Source organism: Kitasatospora sp. YST-16 (genome assembly GCF_026802215.1).
Taxonomy (GTDB): Bacteria; Actinomycetota; Actinomycetes; order Streptomycetales; family Streptomycetaceae; genus Kitasatospora; species Kitasatospora cineracea.
In genome coordinates, this window is sequence record NZ_CP113837.1 from 3,269,722 (window position 1) to 3,285,617 (window position 15,896).

General features: G+C 72.8%; 13 protein-coding genes. 10 read left to right on the top strand and 3 right to left on the bottom strand.

Features of this window, described 5'->3' with window-relative positions:
- Positions 1-333 precede the first annotated feature (333 nt).
- The 6 genes from OU787_RS14910 to OU787_RS14935 all read left to right on the top strand — a co-directional run bounded on the left by OU787_RS14910 (position 334) and on the right by OU787_RS14935 (position 5,908).
- Positions 334-933, top strand: a complete 600-nt coding sequence (locus OU787_RS14910) for a DUF4241 domain-containing protein (protein WP_268659615.1) — start codon at positions 334-336, stop codon at positions 931-933.
- A 509-nt stretch (positions 934-1,442) separates the two neighbouring features.
- Complete coding sequence (locus OU787_RS14915; RefSeq protein ID WP_268659616.1) at positions 1,443-1,904, top strand: prevent-host-death family protein; 462 nt, start codon at positions 1,443-1,445, stop codon at positions 1,902-1,904.
- Positions 1,901-2,257, top strand: a complete 357-nt coding sequence (locus OU787_RS14920; RefSeq protein WP_268659617.1) for a hypothetical protein — start codon at positions 1,901-1,903, stop codon at positions 2,255-2,257. Before OU787_RS14915 ends, OU787_RS14920 begins: the two co-directional genes overlap by 4 nt.
- Positions 2,258-2,622: 365 nt before the next feature.
- Entirely contained in the window at positions 2,623-2,901 is a 279-nt protein-coding gene (locus OU787_RS14925; RefSeq protein WP_014136782.1) for a type II toxin-antitoxin system Phd/YefM family antitoxin, read from the top strand.
- Complete coding sequence (locus OU787_RS14930; protein ID WP_268659618.1) at positions 2,898-3,164, top strand: Txe/YoeB family addiction module toxin; 267 nt, start codon at positions 2,898-2,900, stop codon at positions 3,162-3,164. Before OU787_RS14925 ends, OU787_RS14930 begins: the two co-directional genes overlap by 4 nt.
- Before the next feature lie 440 nt (positions 3,165-3,604).
- A complete protein-coding gene (locus tag OU787_RS14935; protein WP_327059385.1) occupies positions 3,605-5,908 on the top strand; it encodes a helicase C-terminal domain-containing protein in 2,304 nt (767 codons plus the stop codon).
- Positions 5,909-6,165: 257 nt separating this feature from the next.
- On the opposite strand, the gene OU787_RS14940 is transcribed toward OU787_RS14935, so the two are convergent.
- Positions 6,166-8,538 (bottom strand): Dyp-type peroxidase, encoded by a 2,373-nt coding sequence (locus OU787_RS14940; protein WP_268659620.1) that lies wholly within the window; start codon positions 8,536-8,538, stop codon positions 6,166-6,168.
- Positions 8,539-8,642: 104 nt separating this feature from the next.
- Positions 8,643-10,526, bottom strand: coding sequence for a galactose oxidase early set domain-containing protein (locus OU787_RS14945; RefSeq protein ID WP_268659621.1), 1,884 nt, complete (start codon positions 10,524-10,526; stop codon positions 8,643-8,645).
- Between the two features lie 218 nt (positions 10,527-10,744).
- Here OU787_RS14945 and OU787_RS14950 point away from each other — a divergent pair, with 218 nt between their 5' ends.
- On the top strand, positions 10,745-11,152 hold the full coding sequence (locus OU787_RS14950; RefSeq protein ID WP_268659622.1) for a hypothetical protein: 408 nt from the start codon (positions 10,745-10,747) through the stop codon (positions 11,150-11,152).
- A gap of 213 nt (positions 11,153-11,365) precedes the next feature.
- Here the strand turns inward: OU787_RS14950 and OU787_RS14955 are convergent, their stop codons facing one another.
- A complete protein-coding gene (locus OU787_RS14955; RefSeq protein ID WP_030464383.1) occupies positions 11,366-11,587 on the bottom strand; it encodes a hypothetical protein in 222 nt (73 codons plus the stop codon).
- A 449-nt stretch (positions 11,588-12,036) separates the two neighbouring features.
- Between OU787_RS14955 and OU787_RS14960 the strand changes: the two genes are divergently transcribed.
- The 3 genes from OU787_RS14960 to OU787_RS14970 all read left to right on the top strand — a co-directional run bounded on the left by OU787_RS14960 (position 12,037) and on the right by OU787_RS14970 (position 15,861).
- Positions 12,037-12,240, top strand: a complete 204-nt coding sequence (locus OU787_RS14960) for a cold-shock protein (RefSeq protein WP_030916923.1) — start codon at positions 12,037-12,039, stop codon at positions 12,238-12,240.
- A gap of 6 nt (positions 12,241-12,246) precedes the next feature.
- On the top strand, positions 12,247-13,695 hold the full coding sequence (locus OU787_RS14965; protein ID WP_380375710.1) for a DEAD/DEAH box helicase: 1,449 nt from the start codon (positions 12,247-12,249) through the stop codon (positions 13,693-13,695).
- A gap of 111 nt (positions 13,696-13,806) precedes the next feature.
- Positions 13,807-15,861 (top strand): sensor histidine kinase, encoded by a 2,055-nt coding sequence (locus tag OU787_RS14970; RefSeq protein WP_268659624.1) that lies wholly within the window; start codon positions 13,807-13,809, stop codon positions 15,859-15,861.
- Positions 15,862-15,896: the final 35 nt, after the last annotated feature.

Consider the following 15,896-nt stretch of genomic DNA (forward strand, 5'->3'; position numbering starts at 1 on the left):
CATGACGCGCCCTGGCCGCCCGCTGCTCGGATGCCCATCGTTTTCCGTGGCCCTGAACCTGCAGCGCCGGATCCGGCACGCTCGGCGTCAGCTCGCCGTGAAGGTGACCTCACGAAGCGGCCTACTGCCCCACCTGTCCGGGCGACGGGCTACCGTCTGGGCAACAAAGCCAGGCCGATGTTCAAGGGATCAATCCTGTTGAGGCACCGGCCGCCCAGCCATCTGTTCCCCTACCGCGAGGGTTGAGCCCCAATGCCGCTTGCTGCCCCTGATGTGGTGCGCCTGTTCACAGCTGGCAGTACGTACGACTGCAGCCAAGGCATGACGGCCACAGTGACCGCACTGCCCGAGACCGCGCTCGTCCTGCCCTCGGGCAAGGTCGCGGCCTGCGATCCGTTCATTGGCCTCGGCGACGACCTGGAGCCCTTCACTGCTGAAGTGGATCCGGGCACCTACCCGGTCGTTCTCTCGGTCGTCGAGATCGCCCGAGGCGAAGTCCGCGAGGTTGTGGATGAACGTGTCGCCGCCGCCTGGCTGCAGATGAGCGACAAACTGACCGCGAAGTGGACGCTCGCCCTGAGTGACGGCCAAGCCCTCGATGACCTCGGCGACACGGAGTTCTTCGGCTACGGCGTCGACGCCGGGACCGGCTGTTTCGTCGACGCCACCGCCGGCGCCCCGCTCGGCGACCTGCTCGCTGAGGACTATGAGCTCCTGGAGGCGGCCCTGTTCGGTGAGGAGAACTCCATGGTGCGCGCCCCGGCCGTTCTCACTGACCCCGAGAACGGCCACAGCCTCGTTGCCTTCTCCTCGGGTTGGGGCGACGGCCACTACCCCACCTGGGTCGGCCGAAGCGTCGACGGCACGGTCACCGGCTTCGTGACGGAGTTCTTCGTGGTGCCGCAGCCAGGCCGCGGCTCTGTCGACGAGTAGCACCGACAGCACCAGATCGTGGTCTCAGTTCTGGTCTCATTCACCCCCGTCCGGCCCGGTTCAACCGCCGTCCAGCGCTTCACACCGCCGCAGGTCAGGACGGGTGTGAACCCCGGCGGATGCCGTTCGTGAGAATTGGAAAGCGTGTTGGGGGGCAACCCCTCACGAGTTCGAATCTCGTATCCTCCGCCTGATCGAAGGCCCGGACCGCAACTGCGGTCCGGGCCTTCGGCGTTCCCCAGGGCAGCCGCTCGACATGGCGCGCCGCAGATCTCGCCAGGAGCGCACCACGTCGGCAGTCAGCCGCAGGACCGTCAGCACCGATCGAAGCAGTGCCGCAGCGAACGCCATGGCGCCCAGCACGGCACCGCCCCACTCAGCTGCAGATCGCCACACATCAGCCTCCCGAACGCCCGCCCCATGCTCCAGGCCGGCGACGCGGAAGTCTGTACGTGACCAGGTACATTTACGCATTGACTTCGGAACGTATTCCGAAGTAGCGTGGCCGCATGTCCACTCTCACCGTGTCGTTCTCCGACCTGTCGAAGAACTCGAAGCGCGTCGCGGACACCGTCGAGCAGGCGCAGCGCGTCCACGTCACCCGGCGTGACGGTGAGGACCTGTACCTCACCACCGAACGTCACGACCGCCAGCGCGAGGAGACCGCCGATGTCACCGCGCGACTGTTCGCGGCCCTGATCACCAGCGACGAGGGTGCGCGCGCGGTCCTCCTCGCCCTCCCCGAGGTCTTCCCCTGGACCCGACACCTGTCGGCCGAGGAGGTACGCGAGTTCGTCGTCGACCTCGTGAACGCCACCCGCGACGTGGCGGAGCTGGACGTCCACGCCAACCTGCACCGGGTGATCGTCGAGTGGCGGGCAACCGCGAGGATCCTGGCGGACCCCGAACTGAGCGCCCAGCTCACCGGACCGCTCTCGGGCGAGGACCACGGCGAGGTACTCGCTCCATGAGTCCCAAGCGCGGGGACGACGTCCCGCCGCCACCAGTCGGTGACGAGTGGCGACTGCGGTTCGCCACCAGCGAGGCCGCCAAAGGATGGGGCGGCCTCTGCGCGGAAGCGCCGGGGAACACCCGACGCTGCTTCGAAGCCCTCCGCACCGACCCCCTGTCCGCGAGTGACCCCGATCGGCAGCACCGGCTACGCGGCCGCCTTTCGACGCGCGTTCTCGGCGGGGACGAACTACCGCAGTGGGAGTACGAGGTGACCGCCGGCGGGCGCGTGCGCTACCTCGTCGACGAGCCGGGCCGGACCGTCCACCTCGTCTACGCCTCACCCCGGCATCCCAAGGACACGGACAGCTGATCGCCAACAGGGCGGATCGGTCCGGCTGTGGGCACCAGGCGACGTGGTCTCAGTTCTGGTCTCATCCAGCCCCGTCCGGGCAGGTTCAGCCGCCGCCCGATCATGTGCTCCGCCGCAGGTCAGGACGGACGTGAACTCCGGCGGACAGTGCTGAGGAGAATTGGAAAGCGTGTTGGGGGCAACCCCTCACGAGTTCGAATCTCGTATCCTCCGCCTGATCGAAGGCCCGGACCGCAACTGCGGTCCGGGCCTTCGGCGTTTGCCTACCTCTGGCAGTGCGGCCGTCGAGCACCACCGCTTCCGGCTTCTCGGCCGCAACAGCGGCCCCCTGGCCCGCCCATTGGATGTACGTTATTCTGTACGTCATGAAGACGATGAGTGCCACCGAGCTCCGCGGCAACCTTGCCGCCGCGCTGGACGCCGTCGAGAGTGACGCCGAAGAGCTCGTCATCACACGTGCCGGCCACGAGCCGCTGGTCGTCGTCTCGCTGGCCGAGTACGCCTCGCTCCGTGAGACCGATTACCTGCTGCGGTCCCCGGCCAACGCCGAACACCTTCGCCGTTCCCTGCAGGAGTACCGGGAAGGCCGTGCGGCGACCCGCGAACTGATCGACCCCGAGGACCTCGCCGAGCAGAGCGCGTGAAAGTCCGGTTCACCGAGCATGGCTGGGCCGACTACCTGTCCTGGCAGGCGGACGACCGCCGGCTCCTCAAGCGCGTCAACCTGTTGATCGACGACATCCGTCGAAACGGCAACGAGGGCATCGGCAAGCCCGAACCCCTGCGGCACGAACTCGCCGATGCCTGGTCGCGCAGAATCGACCAGGAGCACCGTTTGATCTACGTCCTGGACGAGCAGGCCGACACTTTGTGCGTCATCGCCTGTCGCTACCACTACGGCAAGTGAGACACGGGGCCCGCGGTCTCGTTCCTGGCTTCGTTCACCCTGGTCCAGCCGGATTCAAGCACCGTCCGACGCTTCGCTCCGCTGCAGGTCGGGACAGCCGTGAACCCCGGTGGACAGCGCCGAGGAGGATTGGAAAGCGCGTTCGGGGCTACCCCTCGCGAGTTCGAATCCCGTACCCTTCCGCCTGATCGAAGGCCCGGACCGCAACTGCGGTCCGGGCCTTCGGCGTTACCGCCTTCCGGTGGTACGCCATCCTGGTGTTTCCGGACGGCTTCGGCAGGGTGTTGGCGTCCTTCTACGCGGTGAGGTGTCCCATCGGGAAGAAGAGTGGATCGGCACTGGCCTCGTGGCTGCGTGGTCTCGATGCTGCCGAGTTGGAGCGGATCCTGGCGGCGCGTCCTGATGCCGTGTCGGCTCCGGAGCCGCGGTCGGTCGGTGAGTTGGCGGACCGTCTTCAGCGCCCGGCGTCGGTGGCGCTGGTCCTGCCCCGACTCGCACTGCCGTGCCTGCAGTTGGCGGAGGCCCTCGCCGCGGTGACGGTCGCGTCGCTAGACGAACTGGCATTCCTGGTGGGGGCGACGCACGGTGAACGCGCCGGCGGATTCGCCGCCGCGCTGACGGGGCTGTTGGACCACGCCCTGGTGTGGCCGGACGGCGACGACCGGCTGCACATGGCGGCGCCCCTGCGGAACGCGTGGGCCTCGCCGCTGGGGCTCGACGCGCCGCTCGGGCAGCTGCTCGCGGGATCGAGCTCCGACGAGTTGGGCCGGATGCTGGCGAAGCTCGGCGTCAAACCTGCCTCCAACCGGAAGGAGCACCGGCTGGCAGCGCTGGTCGAGCAGCACGGCGATCCGGCTCGGGTCGCCGCGTTGGTGGCCGAGGCGCCCGCGGCCACCCGCGAACTCCTCGATCGGCACGCGCTGAAGGCTCCGGAGCGACCGGGCTTCGTCCTGTTCGGGACGCCGCAGGCCGACGCCGGGCCCGGCGAGCAGTGGGCGGTCGAGCGAGGGCTGCTGGTCCGGGACCGGCACCGCTACGGGCCCGCCCGGATGCCCGCGGAGGTGGCGCTCGCCCTGCGCGGCTCCGACTGGCACGCCCCGTTCACACCCGTCCCGCCCGAGGTGCGCTCCGTCCCCGTCACCGGCTCGGACGTCGAACGGGAAGCCGTGGCCGCCTCCATGACGTTCGCCGCCCACGCCGTGTCCGTCCTGGGGGTGTGCGCCGCCGACCCACCGGCCCGGCTCAAGGCCGGTGGGATCGGCGCCCGCGAGTTGTCCCGGATCGGGAGAGCGGCGCAGTGCGACGAGATCCCGGTGCGCCTCGTGCTGGAGACGGCGAGCGCGGCCGGGCTGCTGGCCCGGGACGGCGACCGGGTCACGGCGACCGCTGCCTACGACACCTGGGCCGGGAAGGAGCCCGCCGACCAGTTCGCGGTGCTGCTCCGGGCCTGGTGGGCACTCCCGCTCACCCCTGGCGGGAGCCGCGACGAGGACGGGAAGGCGCTGCCGGCCCTCGCCGGGGCACCGCCCTGCGGGGGCTGCGTCCAGGCCCGGCACGGGCTGCTCACGGCCGCGTCGCTGCTGCCGGCCGGCGAAGGCGCGGCAGCGTCGGCGGACCTCGGGGCGCTGCTGGTGTGGCTCCGCCCGCTCGCCGACGAACTCCCCCAGGACGCCACGCCGTTCGCCACCCTGGTCAAAGAGGCGGAACTGCTCGGCGCACTCGCCCTCGGGGCCGTGTCCCCGATCGGGGTCGCCCTGCTCGCCGACGACGCCGAAGCGCTGACCGACGCCTGCCGGCGCCTGCTGCCCGCCGCCAGCGGGACCGCCCGCTTCGGCAGCGACCTCACGGCCGTGGTCGCCGGTACGCCGTCGGCGCACCTCTTCGAGCTGCTGGACTCCGTCGCGGACCGGGAGAGCGCCGGTGCGGCGTCCGTGTGGCGGTTCAGCCCGGGCAGCGTCCGCCGCGCCCTCGACGCCGGCCGCACCGCGGACGCCCTCACCACCGATCTGGCCGCCGTCGCCGTCGAGCCGCTTCCCCAACCGCTCTCGTACCTGATCCACGACACCGCGCGCGGCCACGGCCGGGTACGGGTCGTCTCCGCGGCCTGCGTGGTCCACGGCCAGGAGCCCGCCCTCCTGGCCGAACTGGTCGCCCATCGCAAGCTCGTGCACCTCGGCCTGCGGCAGCTGGCACCGACGGTGCTGATCAGCCGGACCCCGGCGGACAAGACCCTCGCCGCGCTGCGCGCCGCGGGCTACGCCCCGGTCGCGGAGAAGCCCGACGGCTCCGTCCGGATCGAACGGGCCCGGCACCACCGCGCGGCGAGCCCGGTCCCGCCCCCTCGTCGTCCCGGCGGCAGGACCCGCTCCCAGCGGACGGACGCCCGCACCGCGGACACGGGGACGGCCGTCGACCTGCACGCCCTCGCCTGCCGGCTCCGGGACGCCCCGCAGGACCTTCCGGTGCCCGACCCGTACGACGGCCGCCCGTACGCGAGCGACACCGAGGAGATCATCGCCGAGACCGCCCGGAACCTCTCCTTCACCGATGCCCGCCAGCTGGCCCATGCCGTCGACGAAGGGCGATCGGTCACCATCGAGTACGTCGCCACCTCGGGCAGCACCACCGTCCGCACCCTCAGCCGCCTCGAACTCGACGCCCCCTACCTCCACGCCTGGTGCCACCTGCGGGACGACGAGCGCGTGTTCACCATTTCCCGCATCCACGGCGTGATGCCCGCGTAGCCCGGAACAGGAGCAGCACCGTGGACGGGCGGGGCGGCAGGTCTCGGTTCTGGTCCCGCTCAGCCCCGTCCGGGCGGGTTCAGCCGCAGGCCAGGACCACAGACGCGGGCCCCGCGGACGGTGCCGAGGGGAACGGGCAAGCGTATTGGGGCACCCCCGCGCGTTCGAGTCCCGTCTCCTCCGTCTCGTGCGAAGGCCCGGGCCGCGGCTGCGGTCCGGGCCTTCGGCGTTCTGTGGCCGTGGCTGGGCGGGGGGGGTTACGGCTTGCGGCACCAGACTGCGGTCGGGCGGTCCTCCCGCAGGAGGTCGTCCTGGTGGTTGCCGCCGTGGTCGACCATGATCACTCGGTACTCGTCCTGGTGGAACACCCAGTACCAGTGCTGGCCGCCGCCGGGGTCGTCCTTGCCGGGGACGGGGAGGAAGGCGTCGACCCTGGTGACGCCTTCGAGGGAGCGCCACTGGCTGAGCTGCCGGTCGTCCCGCTGGAGGCGGTCGGGGTGGGCGTTGCCGGAGCGGCCGATGGAGATCAGCCGGTAGCGCTGGCCCACCGGGGTGTTGTGGAACATCCAGTACCAGAACGAGCCGTCGCCGGCCGGCCGCTGGTCGGGCACCGGCAGGAAGGCGTCGACGCGGGTGACGGGGGTGGCTCCGCCGAACGACCTCCACCTGCTCACCGGCTGGTCGTCGGCCACCAGTTGGCTGGCGTAGGGCTCGGAGGCCCCGATCGTGACGTAGCGGTAGAACTGGTTGCCGCCCACGGTGTGGAAGACCCAGTACGCGCTCTTCCCGTCGACCCGCTGCTCGTCGAAGACGGGCAGGATGGTGTCGACCTGGGTGACGCCCTTCAGGGCGGGCCAGGACGAGTACGGCCCCACGTCCTTGACGACGACCCCGGTGCGGTCGTCGACCGTTCCGGTGGTGAGCCGGCGGACCTCGGTGTCGCCGGTGCCGATCAGGCGGATCGTGCCCTGCTGGAACGTCCAGTAGCGGCCCGGCGCGTCGGGCAGCGGCAGGACGCAGTCCACCGGCAGGTCCTGCGCCACGGCCCCGTGGCCGGTCTCCTCCTCGAGTTCGCCGGTGAGGCGGCCCTGGGCGAGCCGGCGCAGCGTGGTGATGGAGGGGGTGAAGCAGTAGAGCGCGCCGCGGGTCTGGACGAACGGGCGGAAGTCCAGGACGGTGGTCTGCCGTTCGCCCGCCGGGGACGTGCCCTCCCAGCTGGTCCGGCCGTCGTTCACGGTGGCGAGCTGGCCGCTGACCAGCGGGTCGGGGCCGGGCTTGGCCTTGCGGCCGGGCGGGAAGTCGGGGTCGTTGATCCAGTTGGCCTGGATGAACTCGAACTGGCCGACCAGGTCGGACTGGTAGCAGACGAAGAGCAGGCCGCGCTCGGCGTCGGGGCCGTTCAGTTCGTCGCCGCTGGTGGGGTCGAAGGGCTGGCCGTAGGGGGCGCCGCGGCGGATGATCCGGCGGGCGTCGATGAACGCCTCGTCGACCGGGGTGCCGTCGACCAGCCCGGCCCGCGGGTTGGTCTTGCGCAGGTGGGAGAAGAGCGGGGTGATCAGGCCGTCGGGGTCCTCCGGGTCGCCGAGGTACTTGAAGTCGTTGTCGGACCCGGCAGCCGTGCCGCCGGCCCGGTCGGGGTGCTTGCACACCGGGGAGCCGTCGCGCCAGCGGCCCACCAGCCGAGCGGCGAACCAGTCCCGCTTGGTGTCCTCCGGCACGGCCTTGAGGTCCTTCAGCCGCCGCAGTTGGGCGTCCACCTGCGCCCACCAGCCGGCGACGTCCTGCTCCAGGCGGCGCACCACCTGGAAGGAGCCGTCGCGCATCCAGTCGGGGACGGTCTCGACCGCGGCGGTGCCCCGGTCGTGCGCCGCGGTGAGCTTCCTCCCGACGACGAACTCGCCGGCCGGGAGGATCCGGGTGCCGGGGTGCTTCTTCGAGTAGAAGACCCGGTCGGGGCCCTCGCCGGTGAACTTGTCGGGGTCCGGTTCGTCGAAGCCCTCGACCTCCGGCTCGCTGACGCCGTCCTTGAAGCCGAAGTGCTCCTTGCCCTTCTTCTCGCCGGGCAGGGCGGCGCCCTTCTGCTCGTAGACGACGACCGCACCGGCCTGGGTGGCGGCGGCCTTCTGCTCCTCCAGCGCCCCGGCGAGGCCGTTCGCGGTGTCGGAGGCGACGGTCAGCACCGCGTGGACGGTGGGCTTGGTGGCGCAGCCGAACACCCAGTGCTTCGGGTCGTTGTCGTCGGTGTCGCCGAGCGCGATCGACCGTCCCGGGTCGGCCGGGCCCTGGATGAACGCCTCCAGCGTGTCGCCGGTCCTGGCCCGGTCCTTCAGCAGGTCGGGCCGGCCGGTGATGAACTGCAGGCCCTGGTAGGTGAAGCCGAGGCCCAGCCAGGTGGCTTTCAGTGCCGCCGGGTCGTCGCCGCCGGACGCCTGGCGGGCCTGGCTGTAGTCCTCGTTGAACTCGGCGACCGCCTTGGTGGTGGCGATCTTGGGGGTGATCTTCTCCAGCCAGCTCCGGGCCGCCGGGGCGTCGCTGAACTGGAGGAGCAGGAGTGTCATGTGGTCTTTTTTGAATCCGGCGATGATGTCGCCCTGGATCTCGCGGTCTTGACGCAGGCTCAGGTCGGCCATGGAGGGGATCCGTTCGTCGGCTCCGGCTGGTGGGGAGGCTCCCGGGCGCCCGTCCCGGGCCCGCCGGTCGCGGGCCCGGCCACCCGGGGTGTCGGGGGGTGGGGTCAGGCGTTCGGGCTCAGCTGGATCCACTTGGCCACGCTGGGCACCCCGGCGTCGTTGAGCAGGAAGAGCATGTACCAGCCGGGAGGGGCGTCGGCGGACGAGGCCGGGGTCTGGAGCACGAGCTGGCTGCCGGCCCGGCTGACGAGCTTGAGTTCGAGGCGGCGCTGGCTGGTGTCGACCGAGTGCGTGGAGGTGATGGGGGCGAGCAGGACGGCGCGGGCCGCCTGGGTCGGCGAGTTGGTGTTGATCCGGAACGCCTTGTCGTAGCCCACCGGGTCGGTCGGTGCGGTCCTGATGTCCGGGCGGGGGCCGCCCTGGTGCAGGTACGGCGGTTCGTAGATCTCGATGGTGCCGTTGTTGCCGGACTTGATGTCCGGGTTGTTGGCGATCTGCTGGAGCTCGTCCCCGGTGACCATGATCCGGCCGTCGGGCAGGACGACCGCGTTGGAGTGGTAGCCGCGCGGCAGCCGCTGCTTCGGGCCGAGGGTCCAGTTGCCGTCGGCGTCCCGCAGTTCGACCTGGCGGAACCGGTCGTCGGGGACGTTCGGGTTGTAGTCGCCGAGGCCGTAGTCCCGGATGCCGACGGCCCCGTTGACGGTGAACAGGTTGCCGTCGGGGAAGATCAGCGTGTCGTCCTGGGCGCGGCCGAGGTTGCGCGGCTTGTCCTTGGTCCACCGGCCGCCCGAGAACCTGAAGGTGTCGGGGTCCTTGTAGTTGCCGCCGAGGACGAGCACCGAGTCCGGGCCGGCGGTGCCGTTGGGCAGGGCGACGGCCGATCCGTACAGGCGGGGGAAGCCGTCGGGCCGGTTGGGCAGCGGACTGCGGGTCTCGTTCGCCGGGTCGAAGACGAACTGCTGGTCGGAGCTGCGGCCGAAGCCGTAGATCTTGCCGTCCCGGAGCGAGAACAGGTGCGGGTAGTCCATCCGGTACGGGGCGTCCGCCTTCCACCGGTCCAGCGCGACGCCGTCGGGCGCCGCCGACCTGGCGTAGGGGACGTCGGTGCCCTTGGCCGGGAAGCGTTCGATCACCGGGGTCGGGGTGCCGAAGCCGAGTTCGGACTGGCCGGACATGATGGTCTGCCGGCCGTCGGCCCCGGTGACCACGCTCGGGTACCAGCGGCCGACCGACATGTCCTGCTCCCGGTGCCAGGTCTCGGTCCACGGGTCGAAGACCAGGGCCAGCTTGGCTCCGGTGCCGCCGTTGCCGCCGAGGTTGCCGCCGAAGACGCCGACCATGCCGTTGGGCAGGTAGGAGTGCCCGGCGCAGAAGAACGGCGCGGGGCGCGGCTCGTCCAGGCCGTCCGGCATGTCGACGACCGGTGGCGGGACGGCCTTGAACTCGCCCGGGTCGGTGTCGTTCGCGGGCGGCGTCCAGAGGTAGGCGCGGCCGGCGTTCTGCTTGCCGATGACGTCGGTGGGCGCGGTCTCCTTCTGCGGGTTGTCCTCGACGGACTCGAAGGAGAACATCAGCACCTTGCCGGTGGGCAGCAGCGCGATGTGGTCGGCGAACTCGGGAGAGGGGATGTACTGCTTGAACTGCCCGAACTTCGCGGGATCGAAGGTGCTGTTGAACTCCCGCTGGGTCCTGGTCAGCATGGTGAACCGGTTGGTGCGGGTGGTCTGCGGATAGTCGGTCTGGACGGCCCGCAGGCCGATCCGGTCCCGGGCCATCGACTCGGCGGCCGGGCGTCCGAACGCGGCCACCTCGTCGGCGCGGACCTCGGCCCGCAGCTGCTCGCCGGTGATGCGCAGTCCGCGGTTCCCCGCGAAGGGGTCGGTCGTGGCGGAGGCCGCCGGAGCGGGGGCGGTCAGGATCGTGGTGGTCGACAGGGCGGCGGTGACGGCGGTGGCCGCCAGTACTGCCCTCAGTCTTCTGCGTGTCATGGGGGTCCTCACGGCGTGCTGGTCGAGGCTGCGGGGCAGCCACACGGGGGACAGCGATTCGCCGCCAGTAGAGCACGCTGCGTAGTGGTTCGTTTGCAGACACTCCAGCATTCACAAGATCGACTACCGGCACAGCGTCACTGTGCGTGTCGACCTGACGGTCCGTCACCCCCGTGCTGGAATGTCCGCACACCCCCACCGGACCCCAGGAGTGACACGTGTCCAGCAAGACCAGGATCGCCACGGCCCTCGCCGCGGGAGCCGCCGTCCTCGCCGCCACGAGCGGCAGCGCGGCAGCGACCACGAGCCTCCTCGCGCCGCAGGCGGTGACCGGCCCCACCATCCCGGGCGGCGCCGACGGGAAGCCGCACGAGCTGCTCTGCCCGCCGGACGAGAGCGTCTACGGCGGCGGGTTCAGCATCACCCCCGGCGAGAACCGGCAGCTCGACCGGTGGCCGACCGACGTGCTGGAGAGCCGCCCCAACGACGAGGCCACCGGCTGGATCGTCGCCGTGCGCAGGAACGACTGCCCGCCGGAGGGCGCGAAGGGCGAGCCGAGGCCCGCGGACCTCACCATCCGCATCGTGTGCACCGACGGCGAGAACAACGTCAGCCTCGGCGGCTGACGCTCCCCGCCGCCCGGGGGAGGCGGCGGGGCCCGGGGAGGCGGCGGGCCGGGGGCGGCGGCGAGCCGGGGGCGGCGGCGGGCCCTCACGGGTCCGGGTCCCGCACCCTCCGCCACGCTCGAAGGCCCGGACCGCAACTGCGGTCCGGGCCTTCGTCGTTGGCGCTTGTGCGGGTGAGCCGTCGGTGGCGGGGCGGGAGGGGGTTCAGGGTGGTCAGAGGTTGAACATTCCGCGGTAGGGCTCGGCGATGCGTTCCTGGTGGGAGCCGAAGTCGACCAGGACCGCGGTGTCGCCCTCGACGGCGACGACCCGGCCGAGGCCGTAGGCGTCGTGGGTGACGCGGTCGCCGACGGCGAAGTGCTTGCGCGGGGCTTCGGCCTTGGCCTTGAAGGGGCTGGTGGGCAGGTGTCGGCGGACTGCTTCAGGCTTTTTCATCCAAGCCAGTATGCGCCGTGGAGCGCGGGCGGCGCCCCTTTCTGACGGGGCGAATTCTGGATGCCCGAAATGCCGGGTGTGTCGAACGGCACTCCCGCCGGGGGTCCGGGCCGGGGACGCCGCGGGGCGGGGGGAGCGCCGCGAGCGCCCCCACCGGCCCGGTCAACCGCCCCGACCGGTGCGGGTGTTGGCGGGCGGGGGCGGGCCCGGCCCGCCCGCGCCGGGGGACCCGCTCCGGAACCGGGGAGAAATGTCCCCCCGTTTCGGGCCCGGGGCTGCTACAGTCGAAGGAGTTGCAGTAGTGGTTCCCATGAACTTTGTGTGCGCCTGCTGATGTATCGCGGGCGCATTTCTGTTTTCCGGACATTCTCCGGACGGGTACTCATCGCAGTGACTCGGCTCCCGTAACGTGCGGGTCCCGGAAAGTGCCTTGAAGGAGATTTTTTTACATGGCTAACGGCACCGTGAAGTGGTTCAACGCGGAAAAGGGCTTCGGCTTCATCGAGCAGGAGGGTGGCGGCCCGGACGTGTTCGCCCACTACTCGAACATCAACGCCAGCGGCTTCCGCGAGCTGCTCGAGGGCCAGAAGGTCGAGTTCGACGTCACGCAGGGCCAGAAGGGCCCGCAGGCGGAGAACATTCGCCCGCTGTAGTTCCCACTGCCACGGCAACCGCCTGGCAGCGAGGGGCCCGCGCCGCGCACCTGGTGCCCGGTGCGGGCCCCTCGGCTTTTCCACCGCCCCCGCGCCGCTTCCGTGCCGCTTCCGTGCCGCCGTCCGAGAGGGGCCTCCCGCATGAGCCTGCCCGCCGTCACTTCCTTCGAGGAACTGGACCTGCCGGGAGAACTGCTGACGATCCTGGCGCGCCGGGGCCTCACCACCCCCTTCCCGATCCAGGCCGCGACGCTGCCGAGCTCGCTGGCCGGCCGGGACGTGCTGGGGCGGGGCCGCACCGGCTCCGGCAAGACGCTCGCGTTCGGCCTCGCCGTGCTGGCCCGCACCGCCGGGCAGCAGGCCGAACCGCGCTGCCCGGTCGCGCTGGTCCTGGTCCCCACCCGTGAGCTCGCGCAGCAGGTCGCCGAGGTCCTCACCCCGTACGCCCACGCGGCGCGGCTGCGGATGGCCACCGTGGTCGGCGGGGTGCCGGTGCGCCGCCAGGCGCAGGTGCTGAACCGCGGCGCGGAGATCGTGGTGGCCACGCCCGGCCGGCTGAAGGACCTGGTCGAGCGCAGGCTCTGCCGCCTGGACCGGGTCGCCGTCACCGTCCTCGACGAGGCCGACCGGATGGCCGACATGGGCTTCCTGCCCGAGGTCACCGCGTTCCTCGAACAGGTCCCCGGGGGCGGCCAGACGCTGCTGTTCTCCGCCACCCTCGACCGCAAGGTCGACGGCCTGGTGCGGCGCTTCCTGAAGGACCCGGTCACCCACTCGGTGGACCCGTCCGCGGGGGCGGTCGGCACGATGGAGCACCACGTGCTGCACGTCCGGAACGCCGACAAGGACGCCACGATCGCCCACATCGCCGCCCGCGACGGCCGGGTGATCATGTTCACCGACACCAAGAACGGCGCGGACCGCCTGGTCGAGACGCTGCTGGCGAGCGGCGTGAAGGCCGCGGCCCTGCACGGGGACAAGTCCCAGCCGCAGCGCACCCGCACCCTGGAGCAGTTCCGCAGCGGCGAGGTCGCCGCGCTCGTCGCCACCGACGTCGCCGCCCGCGGCATCCACGTCGACGGCCTCGACCTGGTCGTCAACCTGGACCCGCCCACCGACCACAAGGACTACCTGCACCGCGGCGGCCGCACCGCCCGGGCCGGCGAGTCCGGCACCGTCGTCACCCTGGTCCTCCCCCACCAGCGCCGCCGGACGGCCCGGATGATGGCCACGGCCGGCGTCACCCCCGTCAGCACCGAGGTCCGGGCCGGCGACGAGAAGCTCGTCCGGATCACCGGCGCCCGCGTCCCCACCGGCGTGCCCGTCACCGTCCCCGACCCCGTCGTCGAGCGCCCCCGCCGCAACCGGTCCGCCGCCGGCCGGCCCCGCCGCCCCGCCCCCGCCCGCAACCGGTCGGCCGCCGGCGGCTCGGGCGGCGCCGCGTCCCGGCACTAGCCGTCGTCCCGACCGGAGGCCCGGACCGCAGTCGCGGTCCGGGCCTCCGTCGTGTCGGGGGCCGCGTACGATGCGCCGGGTGGAGGGGGAACGCGGGCCGGGGGACGGCGGTTGGCGGCGGCAGTGGCCGTGGCGCTGGTGCTGGTGCACCTGGTGCGGGGGGCCGGGCGGGTCGTGGCGGAGCCTGCCGCGGGGGTCGCGGTCGTGGCGGCCTGCCTGGTGCTGGCGGGGCTGCAGCTGCGGCACACCCGGGGGGCGGCCGGGTGGGGCGGGTGGGCGGCCGTGGAGGTGGGGGTCGGGTTCCTCGCGGTCGGTCCGCTCGGGGTGTCGGTCGGGCTGCTGTGCCTGCCCGCGGCTTCGCTGCTGCTGGAGCGGCGCCGGGTGCTGCTGGCCCTGCTGGTGGCGGGGGCGACGGCGGTGGAGGCGGGCCGGGCCGCGGAGCCGCGGGAGGCCGTCGACCTGCTGCTGACGATCGCGCTGGGCGGCGCCATGCTCTACGCCGTGACCGCGCTGGCGCTGCTGGCGGGCCGGGTCCACGGGGCCCGGCTGGAGCTGGCGGCCTCCGCGGTCACCGACGAGCGGCTGCGCATCGCGTCCGCGCTGGGGAGCGGGCTGGACGCGGGCATGGCCCGGATCCGGGAGGCCGCGGAGCGCCGGGACCCGGCGGTGCTGGACGGGTTGATCGACACGGCGCGGCGGACGCTGGGGGCGGTCCGGGCCGCCGCCGCCGAGCTGCGCAGCCTCTCGCTGGCCCCGGAGGCGGCGAGCGCCCGCGCCCTGCTGGGTTCGGCGGGCATCGCGGCCGACCTGCGGATCGGGCACCGCGAGCCGCTCGGGCCGGCCGGGACGGTGCTGGCGGTGGTGCTGCGGGAGGCGGTGACCGCGGTGGTGCGGGTCGGGGACGCCCGGCGGTGCGAGGTCTCCACCGAGGAGCGGGCCGGGCGGGTGGTGCTGCGGGTGGTCAGCGACGGGGTGCCGACGGCGGCGCTCGGCGCGGACGTCCTGGACGACCTGGCGGAGCGGGTGCGGGCCGTCGGCGGGCACCTGGCGGCGGGGCTGGAGCCGGACGGGCGCTTCGCGGTGGAGGCGTCGGTGGCGGTGGCGCCGGCCCCGGTCGCCGTCGACCCGCCCGAGCTGCGGACCGCGCTCGGCCTGTACTGGTTCCTGCTCGCGGTGTTCTGCGCGAAGGCGCTGATGTTCGTCCCCCCGTCCCGGCTCTGGCTCGGAGCGGGGTGCGTGGCGGTCTTCTGCGCCTTCCAGGTCCGCTTCTCGATCCGGGACGCGACCCGGCACGCCCGCGCCGCGCTGCTCGCCTCGGCGGTGCTCGCCCTGCTGCCGCTGCCCTGGCTGGGCCGGAACTGGATCGGCGCGGCCGGCATCCTGGCAGGCTCGCTGCTGATCGCCCTGCCGCTGCGCGCGGGCGCGGCGTCGGCCGTCGCGGTGGTGGCGGCCGCCGGGGTGGTCGGCGGCCACGGCCCGGTGCCGGTGCTGCTGACCGCGGTCAGCGCGCTGGTCACCTGCGTGGTGGTGTACGCGGTGCTGCGCCTGGTCCGGCTGGTGCGGGAGTTGCAGCGGGCGGCGGCCGGGCGGCGGGCGGCGGCCGTCGTCACCGAGCGGCTGCGGGCCGCCCGGGACCTGCACGACCTGCTCGGGCACGGTCTGACCGCGATCCTGCTCAAGGCGGAGCTGGCCCGGCGGCTGGCGGACGGCGATCCGGCCCGCTGCCGGGCCGAGCTGGCGGGCATCGCGCGGCTGGCCGAGCGCGGCCGGGCCGAGCTGGGGGCGCTGGCGGACGACGGGCCCCGGCTGTCCTTCACCGCCGAACTGGCTTCGGCGGCGGCGGTGTTGGAGGCCGCCGGGATCGCGGTGGAGCTGGAGGACGGGCCGGTGCCGGACGCGGCGGGGGCGGTGCTGGGCGTGGTGCTGCGCGAGGCCGTCACCAACGTCCTGCGGCACAGCCGGGCCCGGCACGCGCGGATCGCCGTCTCGACGGCCGGCGGGGCGGTGCGGCTGGAGGTGGAGAACGACGGCGTCGGGGCGGACGTCACCGCGCCCGGCTCCGGGATCGGCGGGCTGACGGTCCGGCTGGCCGGGGCGGGCGGCACGCTGGCCGCCGGGCCGGACGACGGGTGGTACCTGCTGCGGGCCGAAGTGCCGCTGCGCTGAGCCGGGTCCGGCGGGTCGGAACCGGCAGGTCGGAA

Bases quoted from the DNA above. Each gene is read 5' to 3' on its own strand.
- OU787_RS14920 (WP_268659617.1), top strand. From the start codon at position 1,901: ATGAGTCCCAAGCGCGGGGACGACGTCCCGCCGCCACCAGTCGGTGAC.
- OU787_RS14925 (WP_014136782.1), top strand. From the start codon at position 2,623: ATGAAGACGATGAGTGCCACCGAGCTCCGCGGCAACCTTGCCGCCGCG.
- OU787_RS14960 (WP_030916923.1), top strand. From the start codon at position 12,037: ATGGCTAACGGCACCGTGAAGTGGTTCAACGCGGAAAAGGGCTTCGGC.
- OU787_RS14945 (WP_268659621.1), bottom strand. From the start codon at position 10,526: ATGACACGCAGAAGACTGAGGGCAGTACTGGCGGCCACCGCCGTCACC.
- OU787_RS14940 (WP_268659620.1), bottom strand. From the start codon at position 8,538: ATGGCCGACCTGAGCCTGCGTCAAGACCGCGAGATCCAGGGCGACATC.
- OU787_RS14915 (WP_268659616.1), top strand. From the start codon at position 1,443: ATGTCCACTCTCACCGTGTCGTTCTCCGACCTGTCGAAGAACTCGAAG.
- OU787_RS14955 (WP_030464383.1), bottom strand. From the start codon at position 11,587: ATGAAAAAGCCTGAAGCAGTCCGCCGACACCTGCCCACCAGCCCCTTC.